Here is a 24,381-nt window from a genome sequence, read left to right on the forward strand (position 1 = left end):
TTTTGGCGCTAGCCACCGTTGCGTTCCTGGTCACGCTGGGCTGACCACGTGTTAACGATTTTGTGATAGCTTGAAGAGCAACAAACGCAACTCAAACGAACAAACACGACGCGGGACGCACGGCGTTAACTCCCACCTTTCATCTACGCGCAAGTATCTAAAATTCACTGGAGAGATCTCAGACTCATGATAAACCAGGATCAATTTGAGGCGCTGCGGAGCCAACTGGAAGCCCATCAACAGGCTCATGTTTTGCGCTTTTGGGATCAGCTCTCCGAGTCGCAGCAGGCGGCTTTTGCGACGCAATTAAGCGAGTTAGATTTCGCGGAATTAGATAGCCTGATCGCTGGCCAGGACCAAGCGGTGGACTTTGCCAGCTTGGCGATGCAAGCTCAAGCACCTCCGGCCGTGAAAGCTGACGGCAGCGGTGCCGCGTGGTCCGCCAGTGAGGCGTGGCAACGTGGCGAGGCTTTGCTGCGGGAGGGAAAAGTTGCCGTATTGATTGTGGCGGGTGGGCAGGGAACGCGTTTGGGTTTCGAGCAACCGAAAGGGATGTTTCCGATCGGGCCGGTCTCCCAGAGAACGCTGTTTCAGTGCTTTGCTGATCACTTGCTGGCGGTCGGGCAACGTTACGGCAAACGCGTGCCCCTGCTGCTGATGACGAGCCCGGCGACGCACGCCGAGACGGTCGCCTACATGGAACAAGAAAATCACCTCGGGCTCGATCCCACCCAAGTGCGCATCTTCTGCCAAGGAACCATGCCGGCGGTCGATGCGGAGACTGGCAAATTGCTGCTCAGCCAACCCGACTCTTTGGCACTGAGCCCCGACGGACACGGCGGGACGATCAAGGCCTTGGCCAAAAGCGGCTCTTTGGAGTGGTTGCGCGAGCAGGAGATCGAACAATTATTTTACGCTCAAGTCGACAACCCGCTGGCCCGCCTCTGCGACCCCGCCCTGCTGGGCCACCACGTGATGGCTGGCAGCGAAATGACGACTCAAGTGGTTCGCAAACGGTTCGCCACCGAGCGGGTCGGCAACGTGGTGCTGGTCGACGGTCGCGTGCAAATTATTGAGTACAGCGATTTGCCGCAGGCGGCTGCCGAGCTGACGCAACCGTCGGGCGAGCTGAAGCTCTGGGCGGGGAACATTGCGGTGCACGTGCTGACCACTGATTTTGTCGCCCGCGTCGCCGATTCGCCCGAGCTGCTGCCGTTCCATCGAGCCCATAAAAAGGTGCCCCACTTGGACGCGACCGGGAACTTGATCGAGCCCGACGCGCCCAACGCGACCAAGTTTGAACGCTTCATTTTCGACCTGCTGCCGGCCGCCGAAAATGCTTTTGTCGTCGAGGGGCTAGCGGCGGAGGTCTTCGCGCCCGTCAAAAATGCCGACGGCGCGGAAACCGACACGCCCGCTGCAGCCAAGGAGCAAATCTGCAAGCTGCACGCCAGCTGGTTGCGAGCCGCCGGGGTGGAGGTCGCCCCCAAAGTGCAAGTGGAAATAAACCCCCGTTTGGCGCTCGATGCTTGCGAAGTCGCGATGGCGGTCGAAGCGGGCAAACTTGCCCCAGCCGGCAGCTTGATTACCAGCGACCAGTATTTCGGTTGACCAATCGCTCGCCGCTGAATTGGCGGTGCCCCTTCGCTATTTCGAGCTATGTTTGCACGTTCGTCCCCCTTTGGTCGTTCGTACCCTTTTGGTCGCCCTTTTGGTCGCTGGAGAAATGATTGATGTTGCACGCTGTGATAATGGCCGGCGGAAGCGGAACCCGGTTTTGGCCCGCCAGTCGCCAGCAGACTCCGAAACAACTGCTGCGATTGGTCGGCGATCGCTCCATGATTCAATCGACGGCGGACCGCTTAACCGGATTGGTGCCTCCCGAGAACCAATTGGTCGTCACCAACCAACGGCTGGTTTCGGCGATTCGCCAACAGTTGCCTGAACTGCCCCCCGAGCAAGTCGTGGGGGAGCCCTGCAAACGTGACACGGCTCCTTGCATCGGTTTAGCCGCCGGCTTGCTGGCCGCTCGCGACCCTGATGCCACCATGTTGGTGCTGCCGGCGGATCACATCATCGGCACCGTCGAGCAATTTCAACAAGCGATCAAAGCGGGAGAACGGCTGCTGGCGGCCGACCCCCGGAACATTATCACCTTCGGTATCCGCCCTTCCTACGCGGCCGAATCGTTCGGCTATATCCAACGCGGAGACGCATTGGCGGATGAGACCGAAGTGGCTGCCTTCGAGGTCGAAAGATTTCGCGAAAAACCCGACTTGGCGACTGCCGAGTCATATCTGCAAGCGGGGACGTTCTATTGGAACAGCGGCATTTTCCTCTGGCGGGCGGCCACCATCCTCGAGGCTCTGGCCAAATTCGAACCGGAGATGAGCGAGCACATTAGGAAAATTTCACAAGCGGCCGGGCAAGCCGATTTCGAGACCGTGTTGGCCGATGAATTTGCCGCAATCGAAGGGAAATCGATCGACTACGCGGTGATGGAACAATATCGCCCCGTCGTGGTCATCGAAGCGCCTTTCAGCTGGGATGACGTCGGCAGCTGGCAAGCGTTGGCTCGCATGGTGCCCCCTGACGAGCACGGCAACACGGTTCAAGGAAACCACTTGGGAATCGACACCACCAACTCGATTATTCGCACCGAGGCGGATCACACGGTAGTCACGATTGGCGTGGACGACTTAATCGTGGTGCAAACTGGTGATGCCACCCTGGTGGCCCCCAAATCGGCAGAGGAGCGAGTACGCGAGGTGGTGCAGCGATTGCAAGCCTCAGGCCCACAATCCCTGCTGTAGGTATACGCTGGCCCCCACCCGGCAAATCGCGGTGGGGTGAATATCTGGGTAAGCCTTTCGCTGGACAGCCAAAGCTGCTAAAGTTTTCCCTCCTACGTGGAAAACCCACGTAGCTCATTGAGATTTCGCAGTCCATCATTGGTTCTAGATAAGTTCGAGCAATGGCTAAACCGCACCGCAAATTGAAAAAAGCAAACCATGGGCGTCGCCCCGCCAATGCCAAGGCGCGTAAGGCTCGTCGTCGTAAAGTTCGCACCTAACTGCTGGCTTTGCCGATTAGAAGCGCACCTGTGGCAACTCGCGAATTTTTAGTTGACCTATCGCTGTTGGATTTTGATAATCCAATCGCCGGAATTGAAGAAATTCGGCGGTACAATCCACAGCGGTACGAAATGGAACAACTGACCGCGATCCTCCTGGAGGATGGCGAGAAAAATCTCTGCGCGGCCTACAAAGACCTTACGAAAGATGAGTTTTGGGTGCGGGGCCACATGCCCAACATGCCGCTCATGCCAGGCGTCATTATGCTGGAAGCAGCTGCACAACTGGCCAGTTATTTTACGCAAAAATATGACCTGCTCGGTGCCGCAATGGTCGGTTTTGGCGGGCTCGACGAAGTCCGCTTTCGCGACCCAGTCATCCCCGGCGACCGGCTATTGGTGATGGTTCGACTCGAGAAAGCTCGCCGCAATCGCATGATCGTTGCTAGATTCCAAGGCGCGGTCGGTGACTCCATCGTCGTCGAGGGGGTGCTGAAAGGGATTCCCATCCCCATCGAAGCGCTCAATCCGCTGCGACAAGTCGAACCGCAAGCCTAGCTGCTAATGATCATCGCGGCCGCCCCGGCGGCCCACCATCACGATCAGTACCAAGAAGATGGTGGGCGCGACCACGATGACCCCCATCACGGCGACAATCATGAAATTTCCAACTTCGCGTTGAGCGGCGTTGGAGGCTTGGGCGAGAACCGCAGCAGAAATGGACAAAATCAACGCCTGAAGCTTGCCGACCCAGCGAAGTTCATTCTCTCTGCGCCAGCGATGGGAATTTCCGGCGACCAATCATCGCCACGGATTATGGTATCCCTTTGGCTAGCTTTGACTACCGCCGCGTCCTGAGATTGCTGCGGGACGAATGGTCGCACCTGGGTGAGTTCCGCTCGCAAGCGATCGAAAGCCAGCCCCACCTCCGCCGGTTCCCCGCTGTTGTCCGGTTCCCCGCTGTCGTCCAGTTCCCCGCCGCCTTGCCCAGCAGCGACTGGGTCGGTCGCTGCTGAGCCTTCGCTCTGGTCGGCCCGCTGAAACGGATAAGTTTGCGCGCAGCCGGTCAAACCGCAGACCATCAGTAGCACACCGCAAACCAACCGGGTGAAAACACCGGCGGCATGGTGGGGCGATTTGCGATGCGAAGGCTGACGACTCACGGGGGAAGTTATCCCAGCGGCAAAAAGAGCATTTTCGGCGGCGAGCTCGACATCGAGTCACCTTTGTCCGAAAGTTACCATCGGGATGCTGGGGCTACGGTTGGATCAATTATGCGGCAAGTTTCGCTGGTAACGTTTTTACCCAGCGCAAAACAATCAAATTCGGCATGCGCGGAATGACAGGGACGACCGGGATAACGCGAGCGACCCGATTAACCGTCAAATCTTCACAATTTATTTGCCGTGGCAGGCTGCGATTACCGCTGGCCACTACCGCGAGCTGGCCATGATGCGATAAGCCCAGCGAACCGTCGGGGCTTGGCGAACAGCCGGCGCAATCTGCACGATATGGGCCAAGTTGTTCACCGTCGTCGCCGCCACTTCCCCCAAAGGCTCGATGCGCAGCGCCGCACTTGGCGCCAGATCGTGCTCGCCAGACACTTCCTTCGCACCCAACCGCAAATAGTCGGAGCCGAGGCTGCCGATTGGGTTTGCACAGCGAATTGCGGCGTCGAATAGAAATCCCGGCTGACCTGCGCCGCCGGTAATGGGCGTGACACTCAAACTCCAGTGCGCTTGCCCAGCGGCACCCACGGCGAGCGCCACCGAAGTTGCTTGAATCGGCTCCACGGAGAGCTGCTGTAGGGGTGGGCTGCTGGGCCACGCTTCATCGGGTGCCGATTCGATGGAGGCCAACAAGGGTAGGGTGATCAACTCGCTTCCTGAAGCACCTTCCCCACGGCTGATGCGTTCGATGACGTGCCCGTAACGATCTCCGAGCCAACTGAAGCGGAGTTGCAAACCAGACCCGGAAGAATCGAGCGCTGAAATGGTTTGGGGGTCCATGGCAACGCTCATGAGCTGGCGGGAACGGCTAAGGAAGCAAAGTTTTTCAGCAATTTCAGCCCTTCGGCTTGGCTTTTTTCAGGGTGGAACTGAGCTGCATAGATGGGTCCGCGTTGAATCATCGCGCAGAACGGGCCGCCGTAGTCGGCTTCCAAGGCGACAATCGACGAATCGGCCGGGCGGACAAAGTAGGAATGGACGAAATAAAAGTGGCTCATCGCAGTCACGTCCGCCAAAATTGTGGGAACCTCACCGGGGTTAAAATCTGCTCCCCGCGCGACGCGATTCCAACCCATGTGCGGCACCTTCAGCGTGGGATCGATTCGGAAGCGAACCACTTCACCGCCCAGCACGCCCAATCCGCGGTGCGTGCCCCCTTCATACCCCGTTTCAAACAGCAATTGCAGACCCAAGCAAATCCCCAGGAAAGGTCGCCCCGACTGCAGAAAGTCCAAAATCGGCTGCTCCAAATCACGCTGCCGAATCTCGCCGATCGCCTCGCCGAATCCACCCACTCCCGGCAAGATTAACTTGTCCGCCTCGGCAATCTCACGCGGGTCGGCAGAGACTCGCGCTTCGTAGCCGACCTTTTCGATCGCCTTTTGCACGCTGCGCAAATTTCCCATCTGATAATCGACGATCGTGATCATGCTCGTTTCCGTTACTTAGTAAGAATGCTCGTTCATTATGCGGAAACGGCGATCGCTGAGGAGGTGGCTGGCAAAGCGCGCCGAAGTCGTTCCACTTAAAATAGCTGACTGCGTTTCGTCAGCTCAGTTCCCGTCAGCTCAGTTCCCGTCAGCTCAGTTCCCGCAGCGTGGCGATCAGGGCCAGCAACGAATCGGCGGCGGCCGCATCTGCCAACAAGCTGCATTGCCGCGGAGTCAGCGGTATCGGCGGCAGTGGGGGAACGTCAACGAGATCGGCCGGCGTGGCTGTCCGTTGCCGCAACTCGCTGGGGATCAGGCACTGTTCGATCAGCTGCAGCAAAGGTTCCACTTTGCCCGCTTCGCGAGCCACAATGCCAACGGTGGGCAAATCATTGACGGCCGGGGGTGCGGCGGAAAGCAAATCGATTTTGTTATGCACCACGATCAACGGCGCGGTTGTCTCGCGACGAATCGCCACGTGCATTTCGGTCAGCCCTTGCCGCGCATCGGTCATCGCCAACACCAGGTCGGCAGTTTGCAATTGCCGAGTAGCCCGACGGACCCCCTCCGCTTCCAACGGATCGTCACTTACGCGCAGTCCGGCGGTATCGACCAGCCGCACCGGCCAGCCCTTGATTGCCGTGTCGGCCGACACCAAGTCACGAGTCGTCCCCGGTTGATCAAACGTGATCGCCCGCTGGTATCCAAGCAGTGTATTAAGCAACGTACTTTTGCCCACGTTGGGTGGACCGGCAACCACAATCCGCCAAGGGTCCACGAGGTGCTGACCGGCCAGCTGGCGAGCACGCAACTGGGCGATCGCCACTTGTGCCAGTTGCTCACGATCTTTAACCGTCTGGCTATCGTCAGCTAACACTGCGATCAGCTGTGTGGTCCATTGCGAGATCGCGCCACGCAATTGCGCGAGCGCCAGACCGCAAGTCCAAGTGGTGTTTGTTTGCTCTGTCAGCTTACGGAAGAACCACTGATCGGAGGGGGAAACAACTGGGCCCGCTTCCGCTCCGTGCGCGCCATAAACCGCGTGCTCAGTAGTAACCACCGCGGTAAACTCCGCGGCGCTCTTGCTCGGCACACCGACGGCCTTCAAATCATTCAGAATCGCAGCCACCGCGGCTTGGCCACCATGGCAATGCACTTCGGCGTAGTCGGCTGCGGTGGCAAACACGACCACGGATTCCGCCGCCCGTTCGGCCCGCGGACTTTGCCACCGGCCATAGCGAATTTGTCGCAGCGGCAAGCGGGGCGAGTCACCGACGGGTGACGGCAGCGGCGTGGCTGGTTGAAAACAACGCAAGATTGCTTGATGAGCGATTTCTCCCTGGACGGCAATCACCGCGACCGCGCCACGTCCGACGGGGGTCAAGGAGGCGGCGAACGGAATGTTGGTCACAATTTAGTCCACTGGCAAACGAGGGTCCGTTTCGGATGATATGATTTCAGCCAATCAGCTCCACCTAATCGCAGGTTTTCCACCATGGTCGAAGTCGATGTTAAAGTCCATGCCGCGGCGGGCACAATTGTGATGCAGCGTGGCCAACGGGGCAATGCGTTGTCGCGGGCGATGTTGCAAGCCCTTGATCAGGCGCTGGACGACTTGCATCAAGAGAAGCGCGTTCGCTACGTAATCTTGATGGGTCAAGGTTCACACTTTTCAGCCGGCATGGACTTGGCCGAACTGAGCCGCGTGGCCCGTTTGGAAACTGGCAGCGAAGCGATCCCGCTCAGCCACGAAGTCCACCACGACTGGGAATTGCTCAGCGAACTGTTGCTGAAAATCTTGCGTTATCCAAAACCGGTGATCGCGGCCGTGGACGGGCAAGCGCTTGGTGGCGGCTTCGCCCTGGCGCTGGCCTGCGATTTAATCGTCGCCTCGACGCGCGCCGAGTTTGGCTCACCGGCAGCCCAACGCGGGTTGGTCGGTGCGATGGTTGCGCCGCTGTTGCACTTTCGCCAAGGGGGAGCTGTCGCCGCCAGAATGTTGCTCACCGGGCGTTCGGTCGACTCCGACACGGCAATGGGAATGGGGCTGCTGACCGACTTGGTGGCCGCCGATCAGATTTGGGTCTGCGCCGACGCGTTAGGCCAACAAATCGCCACCGCCCCGCGAGAATCTCTGCAAATGACCAAGCGTTTGCTGAACGAATCGATCGGCGAAGCCTTGATCAGCCAGTTGACAATCGCTGCCGGATTGGGGGCTGCGGCCAGCACGACCGATGCGGCCGCCGAAGGGCTCCGCGCCTTTTTGGAAAAACGAGAGCCCCAATGGCCGTAAGGCAACCGGCGTGCGAATCGCTGGCAAGACGCTCGCGGACAAATTGTGTAAACTGCTCGGGCGAAGCAAGCCTAATTTGAATTCGCCGCAGCCGGGTGTTTCCGCGTTTGCGAACCCTTTAAGTCACACACATTCCAAGAAAGATGCAATGAAAGTTGCCACCATCGAGACCAACAAAGGCACGATTACGCTCGAGTTGTACGACGACAAGGCTCCCAAAACAGTGGCCAATTTCGAGAAACTGGCGGGTGAAGGGTTTTATGACGGCCTCACGTTCCACCGAGTCATCGAAGACTTCATGGTGCAAACCGGCTGCCCCCAAGGGACCGGAACTGGCGGCCCCGGCTACCAATTTGAAGACGAATTCCACCCCGACTTGATCCATGATGGCCCCGGTGTGTTGTCGATGGCGAACGCCGGCCCCGGCACCAACGGTTCGCAATTCTTCATCACCCACGTGGCGACTCCTTGGCTCGATGGCAAGCACTCGGTTTTCGGTCGCGTCACCGAAGGGCAAGACGTGGTTAACCAAATCGAGCGTGGCGATACTATGGATAAAGTTACGGTCAGCTAGTCACGGCAAGCTAGTGGTGCGTTCTTAGAGTCACGATCGGTTTAATCAGGCAATTGGTTTCATCAGGCAACCGCGAAACGAGAGCTTTGAAGATGCGAATTATCAAGATGGCGGAAGTTATCAGGATGAGATGGAGCGCGGCGTTGGCGGCGTCACTCGGTCTCGCGTTGGCAGCACAGGTTCAAGCTGAGCAGCCGACACGCATCTATGTTGGCACCTACACGGGTGAAGGTGCCGGCGATAGCAAAGGGATCTACGTCGTTGATTTTGATCCCCAACTGGGCAAACTCTCGCAACCGCGGTTGGCTGCCGCCACTCCAAACCCATCCTTCCTGACTCTCGACGCGACCGCCGAGCGACTTTACAGCGTGGCCGAACTTCGTCGCGACTCGAAACGCTGGGGAGCCAGCGTGATGGCTTGGCGGATCGAGCCCGACGGCACGCTCCAAGAAATTGCGCGGGCCGACACGGGGGGCGATGGTCCCTGCTTTGTCGCCTTGAACAGTCAAGAATCGTTGGCCGGTGTGGCCAACTACGGCGGGGGCAGCGTGAATGTTTACAGCATCTCCCAGCAATCGCCGTTGAAGTTGGTCGATTTTGTCCAGCACGCTGGGAGCAGCGTCAACAAAGCTCGGCAAAGCGAACCACATGCCCACTCGTTCCAGTTTCTTGCCGATGGCAAGTTAGCGATGGCGGCCGACTTGGGGACCGACGAATTGATCGTCTACGACGTCTCGCCCGCCGGCAAACTAACCCGCAACGAACAGTTGACCTTCCAGCTGCCGGCCGGACATGGTCCCCGGCATTTTGCGATCTCTGCGGATGAGCAATTTGTCTTGGTCATCGAGGAACTGAGCTCGATCATTAGCGTGCTGCGGATCACCCCCCAGCGGTTGCAAATGATTGGTGAGTACTCCACGTTGCCAGCCGATTTCGCAGGCAATAACTCCACGGCGGAAATTCAGTTTCATCCCAGCGGCCGCTTTGTTTACGGCAGCAACCGCGGTCACAATTCGCTGGCGGTGTTTGCCTTTGATGCAGAAAGTGGTCGCCTGGAAGCACTCGGCCACGTCTCCAGCGGCGGTAAGACTCCACGGAATTTTCGCCCCAGTCCCGACGGCAAGTGGCTGATCACCGCCAATCAGGAATCTAACAACCTGATGGTCTTCAAAGTGGGTGATGATGGTTTACCTGTGCCCACCGGCAACAGCGTGACCATCCCCAAACCTGTCTGCATTAAATTCAATTATTAACGATCGATCTGGAAACCAAGATGAAAGCGCTGTTGCTCAAAGAGTACAAGCAGATTGAATTAACCGATGTTCCAGAGCCCGAGGTTGGTCCCGAAGACGTGCTGGTTCGCGTGCATGCGTGTGGTATTTGCGGCAGCGACATCCATGGCTACGACGGCAGCACCGGGCGTCGAATCCCGCCCCTGGTGATGGGACACGAAGCGGCCGGCGTGATCGAAAGCGTGGGGGCTTCGGTCACCGAATTTCAGCCCGGCGACCGGGTGACCTTCGACTCGACAATCTCCTGTGGTAAATGTCACTTTTGTCGTCGCGGCGAAATCAACCTCTGCGACAATCGTCGCGTGCTCGGTGTCTCCTGCGGGGACTATCGCCAAAACGGCGCCTTCGCGGAACTGGTTGCCGTACCGCAAAATATCATTTACCGCCTGCCCGATGAACTGTCCTTTGAGGCCGCCGCGCTGATCGAAGCCGTTTCGATCGCCGTGCACGCAGTCAACATCACCAAGTTTTCGCTGGGCGATTCGGTCGTCGTCGTCGGCAGCGGCATGATCGGTTTGCTGACCATTCAAGCTGCCAAGTTGAAAGGGGCCGGCTTGGTGATCGCCACCGACGTGGCGGCCGACCGACTCGATGTGGCTCGGCAATTAGGTGCCGACGTAACGCTCAATGCCAGCCAGCTCGATATCCCAGCCGAAGTTCGCCAATTGACCGCCGGCCGGGGTGCCGACGCGGTGCTGGAAGTCGTCGGGCATCAACAAACCGTCAACGACGCCATCGCCGCGGTTCGCAAAGGGGGCGCCGTGACGCTGGTCGGTAACCTCAGCCCCACGATCGAGTTCCCGCTGCAATCGGTGGTGACCCGAGAAATCACCGTGCAAGGAAGTTGTGCTTCGCAAGGCGAATACCCACAGTGCATTCGCCTGCTCAGCAGCGGTGCCATCAAAGTCGCACCACTGATCACCGCCAAATCAACCTTGGCGGAAGGCGCCGAGTGGTTCGCCAAGCTGTACGAAGGGGTGCCGGGAGCCATGAAAGTTTTGGTCTGCCCCCAGTCGTAGCTTGGGCTAAAGCACCTCCGCGTGAGTCACTAACCAATACAGAATCAGCCGGAACGCGCCAGCGTCCGGTTCCTCGCAACCGTGAGCTGCCGCTCAACGGCTGATTTCATCGAAACTTGATATGACTGACTTGGCTACTTGGCCTGGCTGAACAACCACTGATGGAAGGCGTCGTCCTGATAGGTCCGCGTCCAACTGTCGTGGCCCACGCCTGGGTATTCCGTGTACTTGGGCTGGCCACCAGCCTGCTTGATCGCGGCAATCATTTCTCGCGAGCGGGCAACTGGTACGGCACCGTCGGCATCCCCGTGAAAAGCCCACAGCGGCAACTCCCGATAACGCTCAGCCCACAAGGGATCGCCGCCACCGCAGATCGGCGCGGCGGCCGCAAATGGTGACCCTTTGAAACCAGCGGCGTACCAAGTTCCATAGCCGCCCATCGAGAGCCCCGTCACATACAACCGTTTGGGATCGACCCGTTTCTGTTTCACCAATTCCTCCACCACCGCCAAGGCCAACTCCATTGGCGCGCTGGGGGCTTCCTCGAAAGTATCCTCTCCGGTCGCTTCGCTCCAATTTCGCTCCACCCACCGCTGCTGCGTGGGACACTGGGGCACGACCAAAAAACAGGGGTACTCGCCTTGTCGCCGCATGAACTCGCTGACACCATGCTTCAGCTGCGCCTCGTTATCTACGCCACGCTCGCCTGCACCGTGCAAAAACAAAACTAACGGATAGGGCGTCGCAGAATCTTCACCCGCTTTGACCGGCGGTTGATACAAACGATAATTCAGTTTGTTCTCGCCAGCAGTAATAGACTCCTTGCTTAGCGCGTCCTGCCAATCCGCGTTCACTTCTCTCACACCATCTTGCCCCTCACCGCTAACGGCAAGCCACAACATCGCCGCCACCATGATCGGCAGCCGGATCGCAAAACTGTTTGAAATTGAAGCTGTCGGCATACATTAATCCTGAGGAAAAAATTCCCCGGTGACGCGCACCGGCGTACGGAATGGAAGTCAAAGCGAAATTCTAAGTCAGCGCCGAGCGGCATGTTAAAAGGCGTGCCGAATAGCAGCGAGCACGTTACCAGCGGGTTACCAGCGAAACTGTTTGCTCTTGGCAAAGAACTCGCGTGGATTTTCGTAAACAATCTTACGAATGAGAGCCTCGTCGTGTCCCCGCCGCCGCATTTCAAAAATCAAATCGGGGACCGCCGTTGGCTTGCTGGGGCCCCAGTCACCTGCTGAATTCGCCATCAACCGTTCGGGACCAAATTGTTCGATCATGTCGGCCGCCCGCTGCGGCGTGCATTTGGTGACTGGGTACAAGGTCATCCCGGCCCAGTAACCAGCGTCTAGAACGGCACCGATCGTGTGCTCCTCGACATGGTCCACTAGCACGCGGGAACGATCGATGCGGGAATCGCCTCCCAACATATCGAGGATCATGCGAGTGCCCTGATACTTGTCTTCCAAATGCGGTGTGTGAATCAAGATTGGCTGCTCGTGATTGATTGCCAACTCAAGATGCTCGAGAAAAATCAGCGACTCGTTGCGAGTGTTCTTGTTCAGCCCAATCTCGCCGATCCCCAGCACGTTGGGAGAGGACAAAAACTCGGGAATCATCGCAATCACTTCTCTTGACAAACTGACGTTCTCCGCCTCTTTGGCATTGATGCACAACCAAGTGTAATGCCGGATCCCATAGGCGGCCGCCCGCTTAGGTTCAATCTCGGTCAGCTGGCGAAAGTAGTCACGAAATCCATCGACCGAACAGCGATCGAAGCCAGCCCAAAAAGCTGGCTCGCTTATCGCCACACAGCCCATGCGAGCCAGCATCTCATAGTCGTCGGTGACGCGCGACACCATGTGGATATGTGGATCGATATAGTCCATCGCTGAGTCTCGTGGGGGCTATTTGGAAAGGGGCCGGGAAAAATCACGCACCAGCGTGACGAATACTTGGCGGCGATCGGCCAGACAACTCACTGAAACTGCAAGCTCGCTAAGCCTGCAGGCTCACTTAAACCACAAACGCTCTCAAACCTCGAACTCACTCCGCCACTGAGGATCGTAAGCCCGAGAAAATAGCTGTTGAATTTGCTCGGCCCGGTCCGTTACGCCAGCTTGTTGCAAAATTTGCAAACCTGCCATCAGTTGTTCCAGACGTTGGTGATCGACAGACTCCGCCTCGGCCGCCCGTTCAACGCGATCGAGCGTGGCGGCGATCTCCAGCAGCTTTGCGCGGACTTCCAAGTAATGTCGATCGAGCACTTGATTCGCATTCATGAGCATTTTGCCTCGCCGAGTCCGCGAGTGCGATTCAAAGGAGGGTGAAACATAATTTCTGCAAGTGGGAAAGCGAAGCGACAGCAATTCAAATGCGCTGGTAATTGACGCGGCCCCAGCGAGAGCTCTCAGTATAGTCAGGAAAAGCTCACATGATTAGCCGTACCACCCATGCAGGCCGGTTTGTAACGGTTATGCGAAATACGCAGGGAGCGCAGAGGATACCGCCGCAGCTTTGCCATAGTTCGCAAAAGTGCGGGTTCTAGGTGGTCGATACCAATTGAGAAGAATATCCCTTTTACAGAACCTCGTAGGTATAGGCAGCTCTTGGCTAGGTAGTCCAATGGTCACAACGGGAATGCAATTAACGTTTAACGTGCTCGCCACCGCCGCCAATGGCGCGGCGGACGGATTGCTTGCGTTGGCCTTGGAGTCCGATGAAACGACGGTCCGTCAGCAAGCGATCACGGCAATTTTGAACCGTCGGACCGATCGCGGCGCGTTGTTGATCCTGAAAATGTGGGAAGATCTGAACGACTCCGAACTGCGAGCCGTGCAGGAGCATCCAGCGGCAATGCAAGCGGTGATTGCTGGCGTTCTCAAAGGTCAAGCCGATGCCCCGCTGTGGCTGACAGCCCTCAGCGCGCTCCGCATGCTCAGCCTCGATGGCCTGCTGCCGCTGGTCATCGACCGCCTGGAAACAGCTGGCGACCGTAGACTGCGACAGCACATGATGGCTGCCGTGATGGATGTCAGCGGCAGCCTGGGAACCTCGGCACGCGAGGGTCGCGGACGACCCAGTCTCCGCGAACCGGTGGTGCGAAGACTCGCCGAGTCGATTCGCCGCATGAACTTTCATCGTTGCGAGGGGCTCAGCGAAGCTTTCTTGGCAGCCTCCAGTTGGGGTGACCGCGAATTGCGGATTTTGTTGACCGAGGATTTGGAGGCCGCGCGACGGTTGGAAACTCCGCTCATGACCAGCACTGTGCCGGGGGTACTGCAGTTGATTGCCGGATACCTTCGCCGCAAGCATATTCCCGCAGGTGTGCGACAAGCGATTGAGCTTCGCAGCGACGAACTGTTCCGCAATGCGCTGTTAAAAACCGTGGGCGGAGAACCAACCACGATGTTGCTGCGGCATCTCCGCGAAATGCCCTTGCTGGCAATTTTCCATTCCCTAGAAACGCTGGCAAACGAAACGCCGTCGACATTTCTGGTCGGTCTGGTGCACGCCCACACGGCCAACAACGACTCCCCGGTGGACAAACTCACGTTGCTGCTGGATGTAATCGCCAAAGGCAACCATGACGCCGAGGCAGCCGTGGCGATCGCTTTAGCCCATTGCCCGCCACTCGATCCCGAAATACTGCTGCAAGCGGCCGCAGCCTTAGCCAGCGACTCAGGTCAGATGCAACCCCACCTTGTCCCCTACCAACGCGTCATCAAACGGGTGCTGAAACTGCTTGACCATCCCAGTCAAGCGATCGTGCACGGCCTGCAACATGTCATGCAAGGCTTGCATGCCGAGCACTTTGTGAAAGTTATCGATGAATTGCCGGCAGTCCAACTGCCGGCGGTAGGTGGAGTGATTTGCCGAATTGACCGAAATGCCGCTAACACACTCGCCCAAGCCTTACGCAGTCCACTGATTGAACGAAGACGCCAAGCGGTCAAGGCAATTGTGGCTTGTGGTTTGGTGAACTCGCTCGAATCGGCGCTCACCCAGATCGCCAAAGATGACTACCGAGAAGTTCGCATCTTGGCATTGCAGGCGCTCGTCCAAGGTCAAGATGAGGCTTCCTTGGTGGCTCTGGAGGGAGCCGCCTTCGGACCCGATGGCTCGCAGCGAGATGCCGCAATCGACTCGCTAACCGAGCGACTGGAGGAACTCAAGTCCACTCCAAACGCGGGGCCCAACACGGGGCAAAACACAGGCTCCCCTGGGCAAAGTTCGTTCACCCTGCCGGCAAACAGTTTGCAACTCGATGCTTCCCAGAACCGACTGCAATCATGAATAACCTAACGCTTTTCTGTAATTCCGTATCGCTCGTCAGCGAATGGATACTCTGCGGTCAATCGCGGCTCTCCAGCATGGGGCAGCGATTTTCGGGTGAGCAAACCCCAACCAATTGGCTCCCCTACCTGTGGCTGATCATTTTACCGGTCGCGGCGGCAATCGTGCTCTCAACGCTGTACCAATATCTGCAGCAACGTCGAAATACCGTTGCCGCGCCGCACCGCCTGTTCCGCCAGCTTTGCCAAATGCACCAGTTGACCGTCAGGCAAACTCGAACGCTGAAGACAATGGCTGACCTCGTCGACGCCACCTCACCAGCCGAACTGATGGTGCGTCCGGATATCTTCCGCCGTGCGGAAACGGCCTACCGAGAGGCACACGGCGAGCGGGCGACGGGACGGATCGGTGCTTTGTCAGATCATCTGTTCGCTGGCAAACCGGCAGAGCAATAACCGCCACCGCCACAGGGGCGCCGCAGCAAAAAAACAACTGGGCGGCAAAGCAGCCCAATTCTGCAAATGAATCCGGAGAAACCGAAAAAGGCGGACTCTGCCTGGAAAAAACAGAGCCCCAGGCGACTACTTCTTCTTCTTGCCCTTTTCGTCTTCTTCCTTCTTAACTTTCTTCTTCTTCTTCAGTGATACCTTGACCACCCGAACCTTGGGCATGCCCACTGCTTCGGAGTCTTCGTTCCAGCGATCGAGCGTCTTGAGTCGCTCGATGCGTTCTGCGCGGGTCAAAACGTTGCGTGATTTAATCGCGCCGGCCTGAACCTTCAGGCTCTTGTCCATCGTCATTGTCAAACTCTCCCACAGGAGCTAATACCCAAATGCGGTTTGTAGGTCCGCGTAGATGTTTCGTTGAACCCCGAAAATTACTAGGGAATTCAATTCTTCGCAACGGGAACGAAGAAAAATATTCGCCGATTTTCACCGACATGTCTCAGTCCCCAGCGAAAAACCGCTCGCCGTCGTGCCGCTGGCCGCTGTTTTTTTCGATTTTCGGCTAGGATCCTCAGCAGCCTCCAGAAATGGCCTCGCGATATCAGAAGCCGACTAGGGAAGGAATGAACCCCAAAGGGCCCGCCAAAGTTAAGCGACCCGCCACTGAGTAATTCTCATCGCCGTGCGACGGACAACCGCAGTCTCCTCCCCACTTGCCTGGCTTCACATTCCCGCTTCACAGACCACGCGATGTGTGTCATCTTAACAAGAAGCAAACAGTTCTGGCAGCTTAGTTTCACTGACCCTGATCATCGTCGTGAACGACCGCTGAATTCCAGTTCTTTAGCGGTATGACTGAATTTTGGACTTGTATCTGCTTCGATCGGCTCCAGAATCTCGGTGTGCTCTGTGTCCAGAGGATACAGCAAGGCGGTTCCGCTGTGAAATTTTCAAAGTCCCTCACACATTCGATCAATTAGCATGACTGAAACCCAGCGGGATCTGGTGCTTCATTTGCTCCGCGAAGGTGATTGGCACGACGCCATCATGGCCTACGCTGAGGAAGTGGGTGTGACGCAAGGCGAAGCGGCCGAGGCAGTGGAAGCACTCGCCGCACAGCTTAATATACATCGGCATTCTTTCAGCTGGTTAGCGATCGCCGCCGTCGCTTCCATGCTTTCACTGATCGCTGGTTGGATAATCGCTCGGCCTTTCTAAGCACCTTCGTTTATGTCGTCAAACAAAGCGGAATTAGCCACCGAGTTTCGTCAGCTCGTACAAGAAGATTGCGGTTGCCACGTTGGCATTGAGCGAATTGACTGCCGGACTCATGGGGATCGTCAACAGATCCGTGCAACTTGCTAGCACCGCTGCGGGCAATCCGTTGGCTTCGCTGCCGACCAGGACTGCCAGCGGTCGCTGGTCGCGAACAAACTGATGCAACGGTATCGCCGCGTCAGCCAAAGTGGTTGCCAGCGTCCGATAGCCATGCCGCTCGGCCAACTGAGTCACCTCGGCAGCGGGCTGGGCCAACCGGTAGAAATCCAACTGGAAGGCGGTCGCCATGCTGACCCTCAGGGCGCGGCGAGAAAAAGGATGAGCCACATCGTCGCTCAACACCATTTTGCTGACTCCGAAGGCGGCCGCCGACCGCATTAGCCCGCCAATATTCTCCGGGTTATCGACTCCACATACGACGAGCAAAGGTGAATCCCCGGTGGCGGCTGCGGGCAGTTCGTCGAGCCTTTTTAAAGGCGGATGCTCGCCACATGCCATCACGCCGCGATGAAAGTCATAACCGACCAGCTGTTTCAGCAAGGTTTGTTCGACGACCAAGATCTGCGGTGGCGAAGGCTGCGACGTGGCCAATCGCACCAACTCCTCGTCATAGCCGGTTTTCATTAAAATTGAGTGACATCGATGTCGGCTCCGCAGCAACCGCTCGACGAGTAGCCGACCTTCTGCAATAAACCGTGTTCCCTCCTTCGTTGGATCCCGCGAGCGTATGTTGCGGTAGGGCTCCAGGCGTGGGTCATCCATCGATCGAATTAGCAAGTGAGGCAAGTGTGTTTGATCCTGAAGTGCGATTAAGGAATGTGCCCCCCGAAGATCCACAACAACGACCCACGATCGGAATCCTCACTTCCGGCGGTGACTGCCCCGGCTTAAACGCGGTGATTCGCGGAGTCGTCAAGACGGGCATCACGCAAGGGTATCGAATAATTGGTTTTGAGGAAGGCTTCGAGGGTCTCATCGAGCCGGTCCGCTGCCGAATTCTCGATCATCGCAACACGGCGGGCATTTTAATCCAAGGCGGCACGATCCTGGGTTCGACCAACCGCGGGCGATTTGCCTCTCGCGTTGGCAAAGACGGCCGGCTGGAGTTGCCCCCGGAAATCATTGATGCGGTTCGCCAGACTTTCTCCCGTTATGATTTGGCCGGTTTGATTTGCGTCGGCGGTGATGGCTCGCTCACGACCGCGCAGCAATTTCACGAAGCGGGCCTGCCGGTTGTCGGTGTCCCCAAGACGATCGACAACGACCTCGACTGCACCGCTTACACGTTCGGTTTCGATAGCGCCGTGGCGTGTGCCTCGGACGCGCTCGATCGGTTGCACACGACCGCCGCCAGTCACGGACGCGTGATGGTGCTGGAAGTCATGGGCCGCCACGCTGGCTGGATCGCCCTGCACGCCGGCATCGCGGGCGGAGCTGATGTAATTTTAATCCCGGAAATTGAGTGGGAATACGAAAACATTCTCGCCAAAATTCAGGCCCGTCGGGGCATGGGAAAATCGTTCACTTTGGTGATCGTGGCCGAAGGGGCCAAACTCCCTTCGGGCCTCAACGTGGCTCAGGAACAAGAACAAACCGATCGGCAAACTCGGCTCGGCGGGATCGGCAACGTGATCGCCGCCGAGCTTCAAGAGCGTTGTGGTCAAGAAGTTCGCTGCGTTGTCCTGGGGCACCTCCAACGCGGCGGCCCACCGACGACTTTCGATCGCGCTTTAGCGACGATGTACGGCGCTCACGCTGTCCGCTTAGTGATCCAAAAACGCTTTGGCGAAATGGTCTACAGCGACCCGCCTGAAATCTTTTCGGTTCCCATCCTCAAAGCCATCGACTGCCTGCGGACCGTTCACCTCGACAGCTCCGCGGTGGTCGCCGCGCGGGCCATGGGAATCAGCTTCGGTGACTCGCTCCATCCGCTCAATCCCTTCCAGCTTAACGCTGCTCCTTGATGCAGTTGTCGTCCATCGCGACAGCTTCACCAACTTGGTCGACCGGCGACGTAAAGAGATATTCCCAGACGGCCTCGTGGAGAAAATCGCCCGCCTCGCTACGACCGGCCGAGCGGCCCGGCACCGAGCCAGAATGAGCTCGCCCAGCATTCCCGTCGACGTCAAAGTTAGTCAACAAACGACGCGAGTGCTGGTAGGGCGGAGCCACCTCGTCAACGTTCACCAGCTGTCCAAATTGATGCAGCCCCAATAGTTCCCAGGAACGGCAATAGTGGCTTTGCTCCCATCCAGTATCTTTCACATGGGTAAAGCCAAAGTAACGATTCGCGGGGGTGGCCGAGGGCAAGCCTTGCCAACTTTGATACTGATCACGCGGCCCAGAAAACATCACCACGCGGGCCACTTTCTGATGCTTGGCAAACCGTGCCGCAGTGGTCGAACCGTGCGAGATCCCAGCCAAAATCACCTTGTCCCAAAGTAAATCTTGCCGATCATCGCTGAGGAATTGATCCCATTTTCCTGCCGGGTTGGTGTCGGCCAGCCAACGTACGAACACGGTGGCACGATGCCGCATCCCATCCGCGGTGGGAATCGTCACTTGATCGCTGTAATCCTCCCCGGTGGCCGCCTCCAGCCGCACATCGCCGCGACAGGTTTCACCGACGGGCTGTTCTTGACAGACGAGCGAAAACCAATTGCGAGCATAATGCGGCTCGATCGCATGCAACCCGTAGCCACTGAGCCGCTTGAACAACTCGCCATTATGCCCCATCAGCCAGATCACCAACTGACCACGCGACTCAACCCGCGTGTCGACGATCGCGTGCTGAACGTCCTGCGGCTTACCATCCTTTTCAAATACAAAGCCAATCTCGGGATGCTCGCGAGCACGATCATCCAGCTCACTCGCCCGCGCCGTGAAACGATAAACCTGCCCGGAGGGATTGAAGCGTGAGCCCGCTTCCTGTCCAGTCAAGTTCGTCTGCGTAATGGCTAAGCCAGCCGCCCAGGCTACTAATGTAAAAACTATCTGTTTCATGATCAAAAATGCTCATCGCGAGGAACAGGGACAAGTCGTTGAAAAACTGCGGGAGGACCAGCAAGGGAGAGCCTGCTGCGGGTTCGATTTGATGCTGGGATTCGCTCGCGAAAGCATCTTCAGATACGACTCGAGTGCCTGCATATCAGCGGCGGTGCTTTTCCACTGGGCGTAATTGACGGCACCCTGTTTGTCGACATAACGCTTCAGCAAGGCATCCCAAGTTGCATGTTGAATCTCCGCGAAAGGAATCTGCTGAGCCGCCGGTACGCGGACCCCCACGGCGACTTTCTGACCTCCGTTGGCTAGGCTGACAGAATAACCCAACCAGCAAATCGTGGTGAGCAGCAAAACCGTGGATTTCAAAATAGCGAGACTGAAAAATGCTGACTTCATCGATTGACTCCGCTCGACTGACAAAATAGATCATGCCTAACCTGACCACCGATTATCTCGCGCGGCCGATCCCAGCTCTGTGTAATAATTCACGACGGCGGGCTTTTTCAGCCGAGTTCTACGCGGTATGCCAGAAAAAAACCAGCCGCATGTAAGGAGTCGCGAACTAAGCCGACTGTTGATTGCCTAGCCATACGCTACTCGATCTCGATAGCTGCGGGGGGGGAATGAGTGGCGGTTTGTGATAAAACAATGAACCTGCTGGCACACACGGTTGACACCACCGCAAACGCGTTGGGAAAAACACGACAGGAGTTGATGATGCAATTATCGCTAATGCGAAGAAACGCCGAGCTTGCCAACGCCGCGTTTCAGCGAAAAATACTGGAACGCCCCAGTGACGGACAATTGCCCCTGTTCGACGACCAACTGCGGCAGCGGGGGCTGCCTGAGCTGCGCGCCGGTCGGCTCGAAGTGTTACAAATCAACGTGGGTAAAGTTTGCAACCAAACGTGCACACACTGTCACGTTGACGCCGGGCCCGATCGTCGCGAGAGCATCACCCGTGAAATTGCCGAGCAGGTGATTCGGGTCATCGACGAGAACGACATCGCGACGCTCGACATCACCGGCGGAGCTCCGGAAATGAATCCCCATTTCCGCTGGCTGGTCGAACAAGCAAGGGCGCTGGGACGTCGCGTGATCGACCGCTGCAACCTAACGATTCTCACCGCCCAAGGCTATCGCGATCTGCCGCGATTTCTGGCTGATCATCAAGTCGAAATCGTTGCCTCGTTACCTTGCTACCTGGAAGATAATTGTGATAGCCAACGTGGCAGTGGCGTTTTTCAACGTTCCATCGAAGCCTTGCGGGAATTAAACGCCCTGGGCTACGGAGCGGACGACTCGGGGTTAGTATTAAATCTTGTGTACAACCCGATTGGCGCCAAGTTACCTCCCGCGCAATCCGAGCTCGAAGTGGACTACCGGCGAGAATTGAACGAACGCTACGGGATTGTATTTACCGCTTTGCACACGATTACAAATCTGCCGATTAGTCGCTTCTTAGATGACTTGTTACGCGAAGCGCAATTTGATGCCTACATGCGGACGTTGGTCGAAGCATTCAATCCGCTAACGCTCAGCGATGTGATGTGCCGTTCCATGATCTCAGTCGACTGGGAGGGCCGTTTGTTCGATTGTGATTTCAACCAAATGCTGAATATCGAACTTGATAGCCGAGCGCCTCAGCACATCAACGACTTTAACCTCAACGACTTGCATGCACGCCGGATTGCCACTGGCCGGCATTGCTTTGGCTGCACGGCGGGAGCCGGTTCGAGTTGCCAAGGCGCCCTGGTCAGCTTGGAATCCTAACGCGGCTCGCTCCTGACCGCTCGTTCCTAAATTGCTATTGAATACCGCATCGCTTCAGCGCCAAACGACCGCCATGGTAAACTGCTTGCAGATTGTCATAAATCGGCTTGGGGATCAACTTCATCCGCCAAGGCAGTTCATTGGATCCTTGCTGGTAGACTCGCGTTTCAATTTCTGCGGAAAATCGCTCCGCCAAGGATTCCACAAACCGATCGTATCGCTCCCGAGTGGGATGACTGTGATGCGGTGAGAAACAGACCGATACGCCGCTCAGCTGGGCATCAAGATGCTTGGCGAGAAACGCCTCGACACGCCTCTCGATCTCCCCTTCCAGCAGAGATCTATCCGCGAAGGTATCCCAGTCGATATCGAGAAAGTCTCCGTCGCAAACTCCTTGCCAGTGCTGCATCTCGAGCTCCTCGTACCGCAACGGTTGCGGCACTTGAGCCCTCAGTGGGCGACGATGGAACATGGCTGACAAGTCACTGGTGTACTTAACCGTGTGCACATCGTACAACCGACCGCCGGGTGTGCCATGAATCCAGCTGACTCCCGCCACAACGCCTTCGAAAATGGCGTAACGCAAAAAGTTACCTTCATCCAAAGTTTGGCGAACTTCAGGAATTTTCCAGCCAACTTGACGGTCGAGGTCAACCAGCAAGCCACGCATGTCGCAGTGAAAATCAACGTGCACGACATGCAAGTTGCGAAGCCCCAGCTCGCGCCACAAATGGATTAGCTGATCGTGTTGGTCAATTTTGTAAATTTTCATAGTACGGTGCCGCCAAGGTTCATCTCCTCATGGTAAGTCGGCAACCGCGTTTACCAAAGTGAAAACGCACCAACTTTGCGAATTGCGTAAGCTTGAGCTGCCAATGAGAATATCGGCGAGAACCCACAGAGGGGGCCTAAAGACTTTTCGTCCGAAAACGAAAAAACGGCTGGAGAGATGCACTCGCACATCCCTCCAGCCGTCCCGATTCTAGGATCCGTAAAGTCCACGCGGATCGAACACTTCAAGTCCCCACACGAAGCGAACGGCGCGTTTCCCGGATGGTTGTGCCGGAGTGATGACTAATCCCTCCTACCGGCACAGAAGGAAATCGGCAGACAACCGTCAATGATCTACATGAAACTTCTGCAAACTGAATCAGCGGCGTTAAGGTGTTCCGATTGTTCCGGCTGGTGAGATCAAGCCGCTTGTCAAAGAATCATTCACCCGCTTGTTCTTGGCTCGAAGTCTGCAGCGCGGAAAGCGTATTGCCAATTCGCAACAGCAAACGGCCATCGGCAACAGCCGGGGTGGCCTGCACGGCGTCGCCCAACTCAAAAGAGCCAAGCTGTTCGTACTCGGTGCTGGCACGCAACACGGTCGCCTTCCCCTTGAGGCTAATCACCAGCAACTTGTCACCGACCACGATTGGAGAAGCTCCATAATTACCACCGACGCGTTGACTCCAGTGAACTTCACCTGTTTCCGCATCGGCGCAGGAAGCAAAACCGCGATCGTCGACCATAAACAGCAATTTGCCCACGACGGCCGGTGTGGGAACATAAGGCGCGTTTCGTTCCAGCCGATAAACCTCCTCGGCTTGCGTCCGCTCGGCCTTCGAATTTGGGGGCCGCACAGCCACCAAGTGATTACCGCCGCCACCCGATCCAGCGGAACCGATCAAGATCTCGCCGACCATTAGCGGCGAGCTGACGCAACGGGCTGAGAACACCGGTAAATCCCAAAGCAAATCGCCATTTTCGGCATCTAAAGCGAATATCCCGTTCCCCGTATTGGCACCCACAATTTGAAGCCGCCGATTCTCATCACGACGAAGAATCGGCACTCCGTAACAAGCGCGAGTCGAGTTTAGATTGGCCTGCCATATCGTCTCCCCCGTCTCAGGGTCGAGCGCCAGCATGGTGCTACCGCCCGGCTTTTGACCAGCCTCGAGGTCATCTGATTGCTGGGAATTAAACACGATTAATTTGCCATCGAGCATGACGGGCGAGCCACCAAACCCGTGCTGACTCTGCCATGTTCCCAAATCACGTTCCCAGCGCAGCTCCCCGCCGTGATGTAAGCACACCACGCTGACCCGCTCCGGGTCGGCCCAAGTTAGAAACACCCCAGTCGCATCTACATAAGGTGTGGAGCTGGCAAACGTATTGCGGGAATGAAGATGATGGGACAACAAGGGAAAGTTTTTCTGCCATTGAATCTTGCCATTGCTGGCGTCGATTGCCAACACGCTGCGACGCCGAGCGTCTGGTTCGGCATTGAGCAAATAAATTATCCCCTCGTAAACTACCGGGGAACCGACCCCCGCACCGGGCAGCTCCAACTGCCACTGGTAATCGCCCGGCACCCACTGGTTGGGGAGCGAACCTTGCGGCGCGTAACCGGTCGCATTGGGTCCACGAAATTGAGGCCAATTTTCGGCTCCCTGAAGGGTCGCGATAGGGAACGATAAAACCGCGGCCAAGCCGCAGCAAACGCTTGAGAGAAAAAGATTATTTATCACCTGGACACCATTAGCTGCGAAGACAGAACGGACAATCGCTACAAATCATACACCAAGCGAACTGATGCTGTTGGCGTCCAGTGAGCGAGCGAGAATCGAGCCAAGCGAGTCCAAATTGCGGGGGTTGCGTGCTAGGGTCTAGGGGTCCGG

Annotated in this window: 27 protein-coding genes; 13 read left to right on the plus strand and 14 right to left on the minus strand. The window is 57.2% G+C overall.

Features of this window, described 5'->3' with window-relative positions:
- The first annotated feature begins 186 nt into the window (after positions 1–186).
- The 4 genes from SH139x_RS24780 (at position 187) to SH139x_RS24795 (ending at position 3,631) form a co-directional block, all read left to right on the plus strand.
- A complete protein-coding gene (locus SH139x_RS24780; protein WP_488352421.1) occupies positions 187–1,611 on the plus strand; it encodes a UTP--glucose-1-phosphate uridylyltransferase in 1,425 nt (474 codons plus the stop codon).
- Positions 1,612–1,733: 122 nt separating this feature from the next.
- Positions 1,734–2,813 (plus strand): mannose-1-phosphate guanylyltransferase, encoded by a 1,080-nt coding sequence (locus SH139x_RS24785; RefSeq protein WP_488352422.1) that lies wholly within the window; start codon positions 1,734–1,736, stop codon positions 2,811–2,813.
- Positions 2,814–2,974: 161 nt separating this feature from the next.
- A complete protein-coding gene (locus SH139x_RS24790; RefSeq protein ID WP_488352423.1) occupies positions 2,975–3,073 on the plus strand; it encodes a 50S ribosomal protein bL37 in 99 nt (32 codons plus the stop codon).
- A gap of 30 nt (positions 3,074–3,103) precedes the next feature.
- Positions 3,104–3,631, plus strand: coding sequence for a 3-hydroxyacyl-ACP dehydratase FabZ family protein (locus SH139x_RS24795; protein ID WP_488352424.1), 528 nt, complete (start codon positions 3,104–3,106; stop codon positions 3,629–3,631).
- Positions 3,632–3,634: 3 nt separating this feature from the next.
- Here the strand turns inward: SH139x_RS24795 and SH139x_RS24800 are convergent, their stop codons facing one another.
- The 5 genes from SH139x_RS24800 to SH139x_RS24820 all read right to left on the minus strand — a co-directional run bounded on the left by SH139x_RS24800 (position 3,635) and on the right by SH139x_RS24820 (position 7,143).
- Positions 3,635–3,799 (minus strand): hypothetical protein, encoded by a 165-nt coding sequence (locus SH139x_RS24800; protein ID WP_488352425.1) that lies wholly within the window; start codon positions 3,797–3,799, stop codon positions 3,635–3,637.
- A 2-nt stretch (positions 3,800–3,801) separates the two neighbouring features.
- Positions 3,802–4,236, minus strand: a complete 435-nt coding sequence (locus SH139x_RS24805; protein WP_488352426.1) for a hypothetical protein — start codon at positions 4,234–4,236, stop codon at positions 3,802–3,804.
- 270 nt (positions 4,237–4,506) lie between these two features.
- Positions 4,507–5,082, minus strand: a complete 576-nt coding sequence (locus tag SH139x_RS24810; RefSeq protein WP_488352427.1) for a hypothetical protein — start codon at positions 5,080–5,082, stop codon at positions 4,507–4,509.
- Between the two features lie 8 nt (positions 5,083–5,090).
- A complete protein-coding gene (hisH, locus tag SH139x_RS24815; protein ID WP_488352428.1) occupies positions 5,091–5,732 on the minus strand; it encodes an imidazole glycerol phosphate synthase subunit HisH in 642 nt (213 codons plus the stop codon).
- Positions 5,733–5,880: 148 nt separating this feature from the next.
- A complete protein-coding gene (locus SH139x_RS24820) occupies positions 5,881–7,143 on the minus strand; it encodes a GTP-binding protein (protein WP_488352429.1) in 1,263 nt (420 codons plus the stop codon).
- Between the two features lie 84 nt (positions 7,144–7,227).
- On the opposite strand from SH139x_RS24820, the gene SH139x_RS24825 reads away from it, so the two are divergent.
- From SH139x_RS24825 to SH139x_RS24840, 4 genes are all read left to right on the plus strand, one after another.
- Positions 7,228–8,025 carry an enoyl-CoA hydratase/isomerase family protein gene (locus SH139x_RS24825; RefSeq protein WP_488352430.1) on the plus strand — a complete coding sequence of 266 codons (798 nt, stop codon included), beginning with the start codon at positions 7,228–7,230 and terminating at the stop codon, positions 8,023–8,025.
- 148 nt (positions 8,026–8,173) lie between these two features.
- Positions 8,174–8,599 carry a peptidylprolyl isomerase gene (locus tag SH139x_RS24830; RefSeq protein ID WP_488352431.1) on the plus strand — a complete coding sequence of 142 codons (426 nt, stop codon included), beginning with the start codon at positions 8,174–8,176 and terminating at the stop codon, positions 8,597–8,599.
- A 125-nt stretch (positions 8,600–8,724) separates the two neighbouring features.
- Entirely contained in the window at positions 8,725–9,852 is a 1,128-nt protein-coding gene (locus SH139x_RS24835; RefSeq protein WP_488352432.1) for a lactonase family protein, read from the plus strand.
- Between the two features lie 20 nt (positions 9,853–9,872).
- The gene (locus SH139x_RS24840; RefSeq protein WP_488352433.1) at positions 9,873–10,910 is read left to right on the plus strand and encodes a zinc-dependent alcohol dehydrogenase; all 1,038 of its coding nucleotides are present in this window, start codon (positions 9,873–9,875) and stop codon (positions 10,908–10,910) included.
- A gap of 134 nt (positions 10,911–11,044) precedes the next feature.
- On the opposite strand, the gene SH139x_RS24845 is transcribed toward SH139x_RS24840, so the two are convergent.
- The 3 genes from SH139x_RS24845 to SH139x_RS24855 all read right to left on the minus strand — a co-directional run bounded on the left by SH139x_RS24845 (position 11,045) and on the right by SH139x_RS24855 (position 13,201).
- On the minus strand, positions 11,045–11,872 hold the full coding sequence (locus SH139x_RS24845) for a carboxylesterase family protein (protein WP_488352434.1): 828 nt from the start codon (positions 11,870–11,872) through the stop codon (positions 11,045–11,047).
- A gap of 135 nt (positions 11,873–12,007) precedes the next feature.
- Positions 12,008–12,808 carry a TatD family hydrolase gene (locus SH139x_RS24850; RefSeq protein ID WP_488352435.1) on the minus strand — a complete coding sequence of 267 codons (801 nt, stop codon included), beginning with the start codon at positions 12,806–12,808 and terminating at the stop codon, positions 12,008–12,010.
- Positions 12,809–12,952: 144 nt separating this feature from the next.
- A complete protein-coding gene (locus SH139x_RS24855; RefSeq protein WP_488352436.1) occupies positions 12,953–13,201 on the minus strand; it encodes a hypothetical protein in 249 nt (82 codons plus the stop codon).
- 343 nt (positions 13,202–13,544) lie between these two features.
- Here SH139x_RS24855 and SH139x_RS24860 point away from each other — a divergent pair, with 343 nt between their 5' ends.
- Together SH139x_RS24860 and SH139x_RS24865 are read left to right on the plus strand one after the other, a co-directional pair.
- On the plus strand, positions 13,545–15,215 hold the full coding sequence (locus tag SH139x_RS24860) for a HEAT repeat domain-containing protein (protein WP_488352437.1): 1,671 nt from the start codon (positions 13,545–13,547) through the stop codon (positions 15,213–15,215).
- On the plus strand, positions 15,212–15,670 hold the full coding sequence (locus SH139x_RS24865; protein ID WP_488352438.1) for a hypothetical protein: 459 nt from the start codon (positions 15,212–15,214) through the stop codon (positions 15,668–15,670). Before SH139x_RS24860 ends, SH139x_RS24865 begins: the two co-directional genes overlap by 4 nt.
- A gap of 126 nt (positions 15,671–15,796) precedes the next feature.
- On the opposite strand, the gene SH139x_RS24870 is transcribed toward SH139x_RS24865, so the two are convergent.
- Positions 15,797–16,015 carry a small basic protein gene (locus tag SH139x_RS24870; RefSeq protein ID WP_488352439.1) on the minus strand — a complete coding sequence of 73 codons (219 nt, stop codon included), beginning with the start codon at positions 16,013–16,015 and terminating at the stop codon, positions 15,797–15,799.
- A 627-nt stretch (positions 16,016–16,642) separates the two neighbouring features.
- Between SH139x_RS24870 and SH139x_RS24875 the strand changes: the two genes are divergently transcribed.
- A complete protein-coding gene (locus tag SH139x_RS24875; RefSeq protein ID WP_488352440.1) occupies positions 16,643–16,879 on the plus strand; it encodes a hypothetical protein in 237 nt (78 codons plus the stop codon).
- A 33-nt stretch (positions 16,880–16,912) separates the two neighbouring features.
- Here SH139x_RS24875 and SH139x_RS24880 read toward each other — a convergent pair whose 3' ends face one another.
- Positions 16,913–17,701 carry a TrmH family RNA methyltransferase gene (locus tag SH139x_RS24880; protein WP_488352441.1) on the minus strand — a complete coding sequence of 263 codons (789 nt, stop codon included), beginning with the start codon at positions 17,699–17,701 and terminating at the stop codon, positions 16,913–16,915.
- Between the two features lie 26 nt (positions 17,702–17,727).
- Here SH139x_RS24880 and SH139x_RS24885 point away from each other — a divergent pair, with 26 nt between their 5' ends.
- Positions 17,728–18,903, plus strand: coding sequence for a 6-phosphofructokinase (locus SH139x_RS24885; protein WP_488352442.1), 1,176 nt, complete (start codon positions 17,728–17,730; stop codon positions 18,901–18,903).
- On the opposite strand, the gene SH139x_RS24890 is transcribed toward SH139x_RS24885, so the two are convergent.
- Both SH139x_RS24890 and SH139x_RS24895 read right to left on the minus strand, forming a co-directional pair.
- Entirely contained in the window at positions 18,887–19,942 is a 1,056-nt protein-coding gene (locus SH139x_RS24890) for a BPSS1187 family protein (protein WP_488352443.1), read from the minus strand. The genes SH139x_RS24885 and SH139x_RS24890 overlap by 17 nt on opposite strands.
- 12 nt (positions 19,943–19,954) lie before the next feature.
- Positions 19,955–20,338, minus strand: a complete 384-nt coding sequence (locus SH139x_RS24895; protein WP_488352444.1) for a hypothetical protein — start codon at positions 20,336–20,338, stop codon at positions 19,955–19,957.
- A gap of 252 nt (positions 20,339–20,590) precedes the next feature.
- Between SH139x_RS24895 and arsS the strand changes: the two genes are divergently transcribed.
- Entirely contained in the window at positions 20,591–21,715 is a 1,125-nt protein-coding gene (gene arsS / locus SH139x_RS24900) for an arsenosugar biosynthesis radical SAM (seleno)protein ArsS (protein ID WP_488352445.1), read from the plus strand.
- A gap of 34 nt (positions 21,716–21,749) precedes the next feature.
- On the opposite strand, the gene SH139x_RS24905 is transcribed toward arsS, so the two are convergent.
- Together SH139x_RS24905 and SH139x_RS24910 are read right to left on the minus strand one after the other, a co-directional pair.
- Positions 21,750–22,487 (minus strand): hypothetical protein, encoded by a 738-nt coding sequence (locus SH139x_RS24905; protein ID WP_488352446.1) that lies wholly within the window; start codon positions 22,485–22,487, stop codon positions 21,750–21,752.
- Positions 22,488–22,926: 439 nt separating this feature from the next.
- The gene (locus SH139x_RS24910) at positions 22,927–24,231 is read right to left on the minus strand and encodes an outer membrane protein assembly factor BamB family protein (protein WP_488352447.1); all 1,305 of its coding nucleotides are present in this window, start codon (positions 24,229–24,231) and stop codon (positions 22,927–22,929) included.
- Positions 24,232–24,381: the final 150 nt, after the last annotated feature.

This window comes from Kothea flammea (assembly GCF_052161645.1).
Taxonomy (GTDB): domain Bacteria; phylum Planctomycetota; class Planctomycetia; order Pirellulales; family Pirellulaceae; genus Laterigemmans.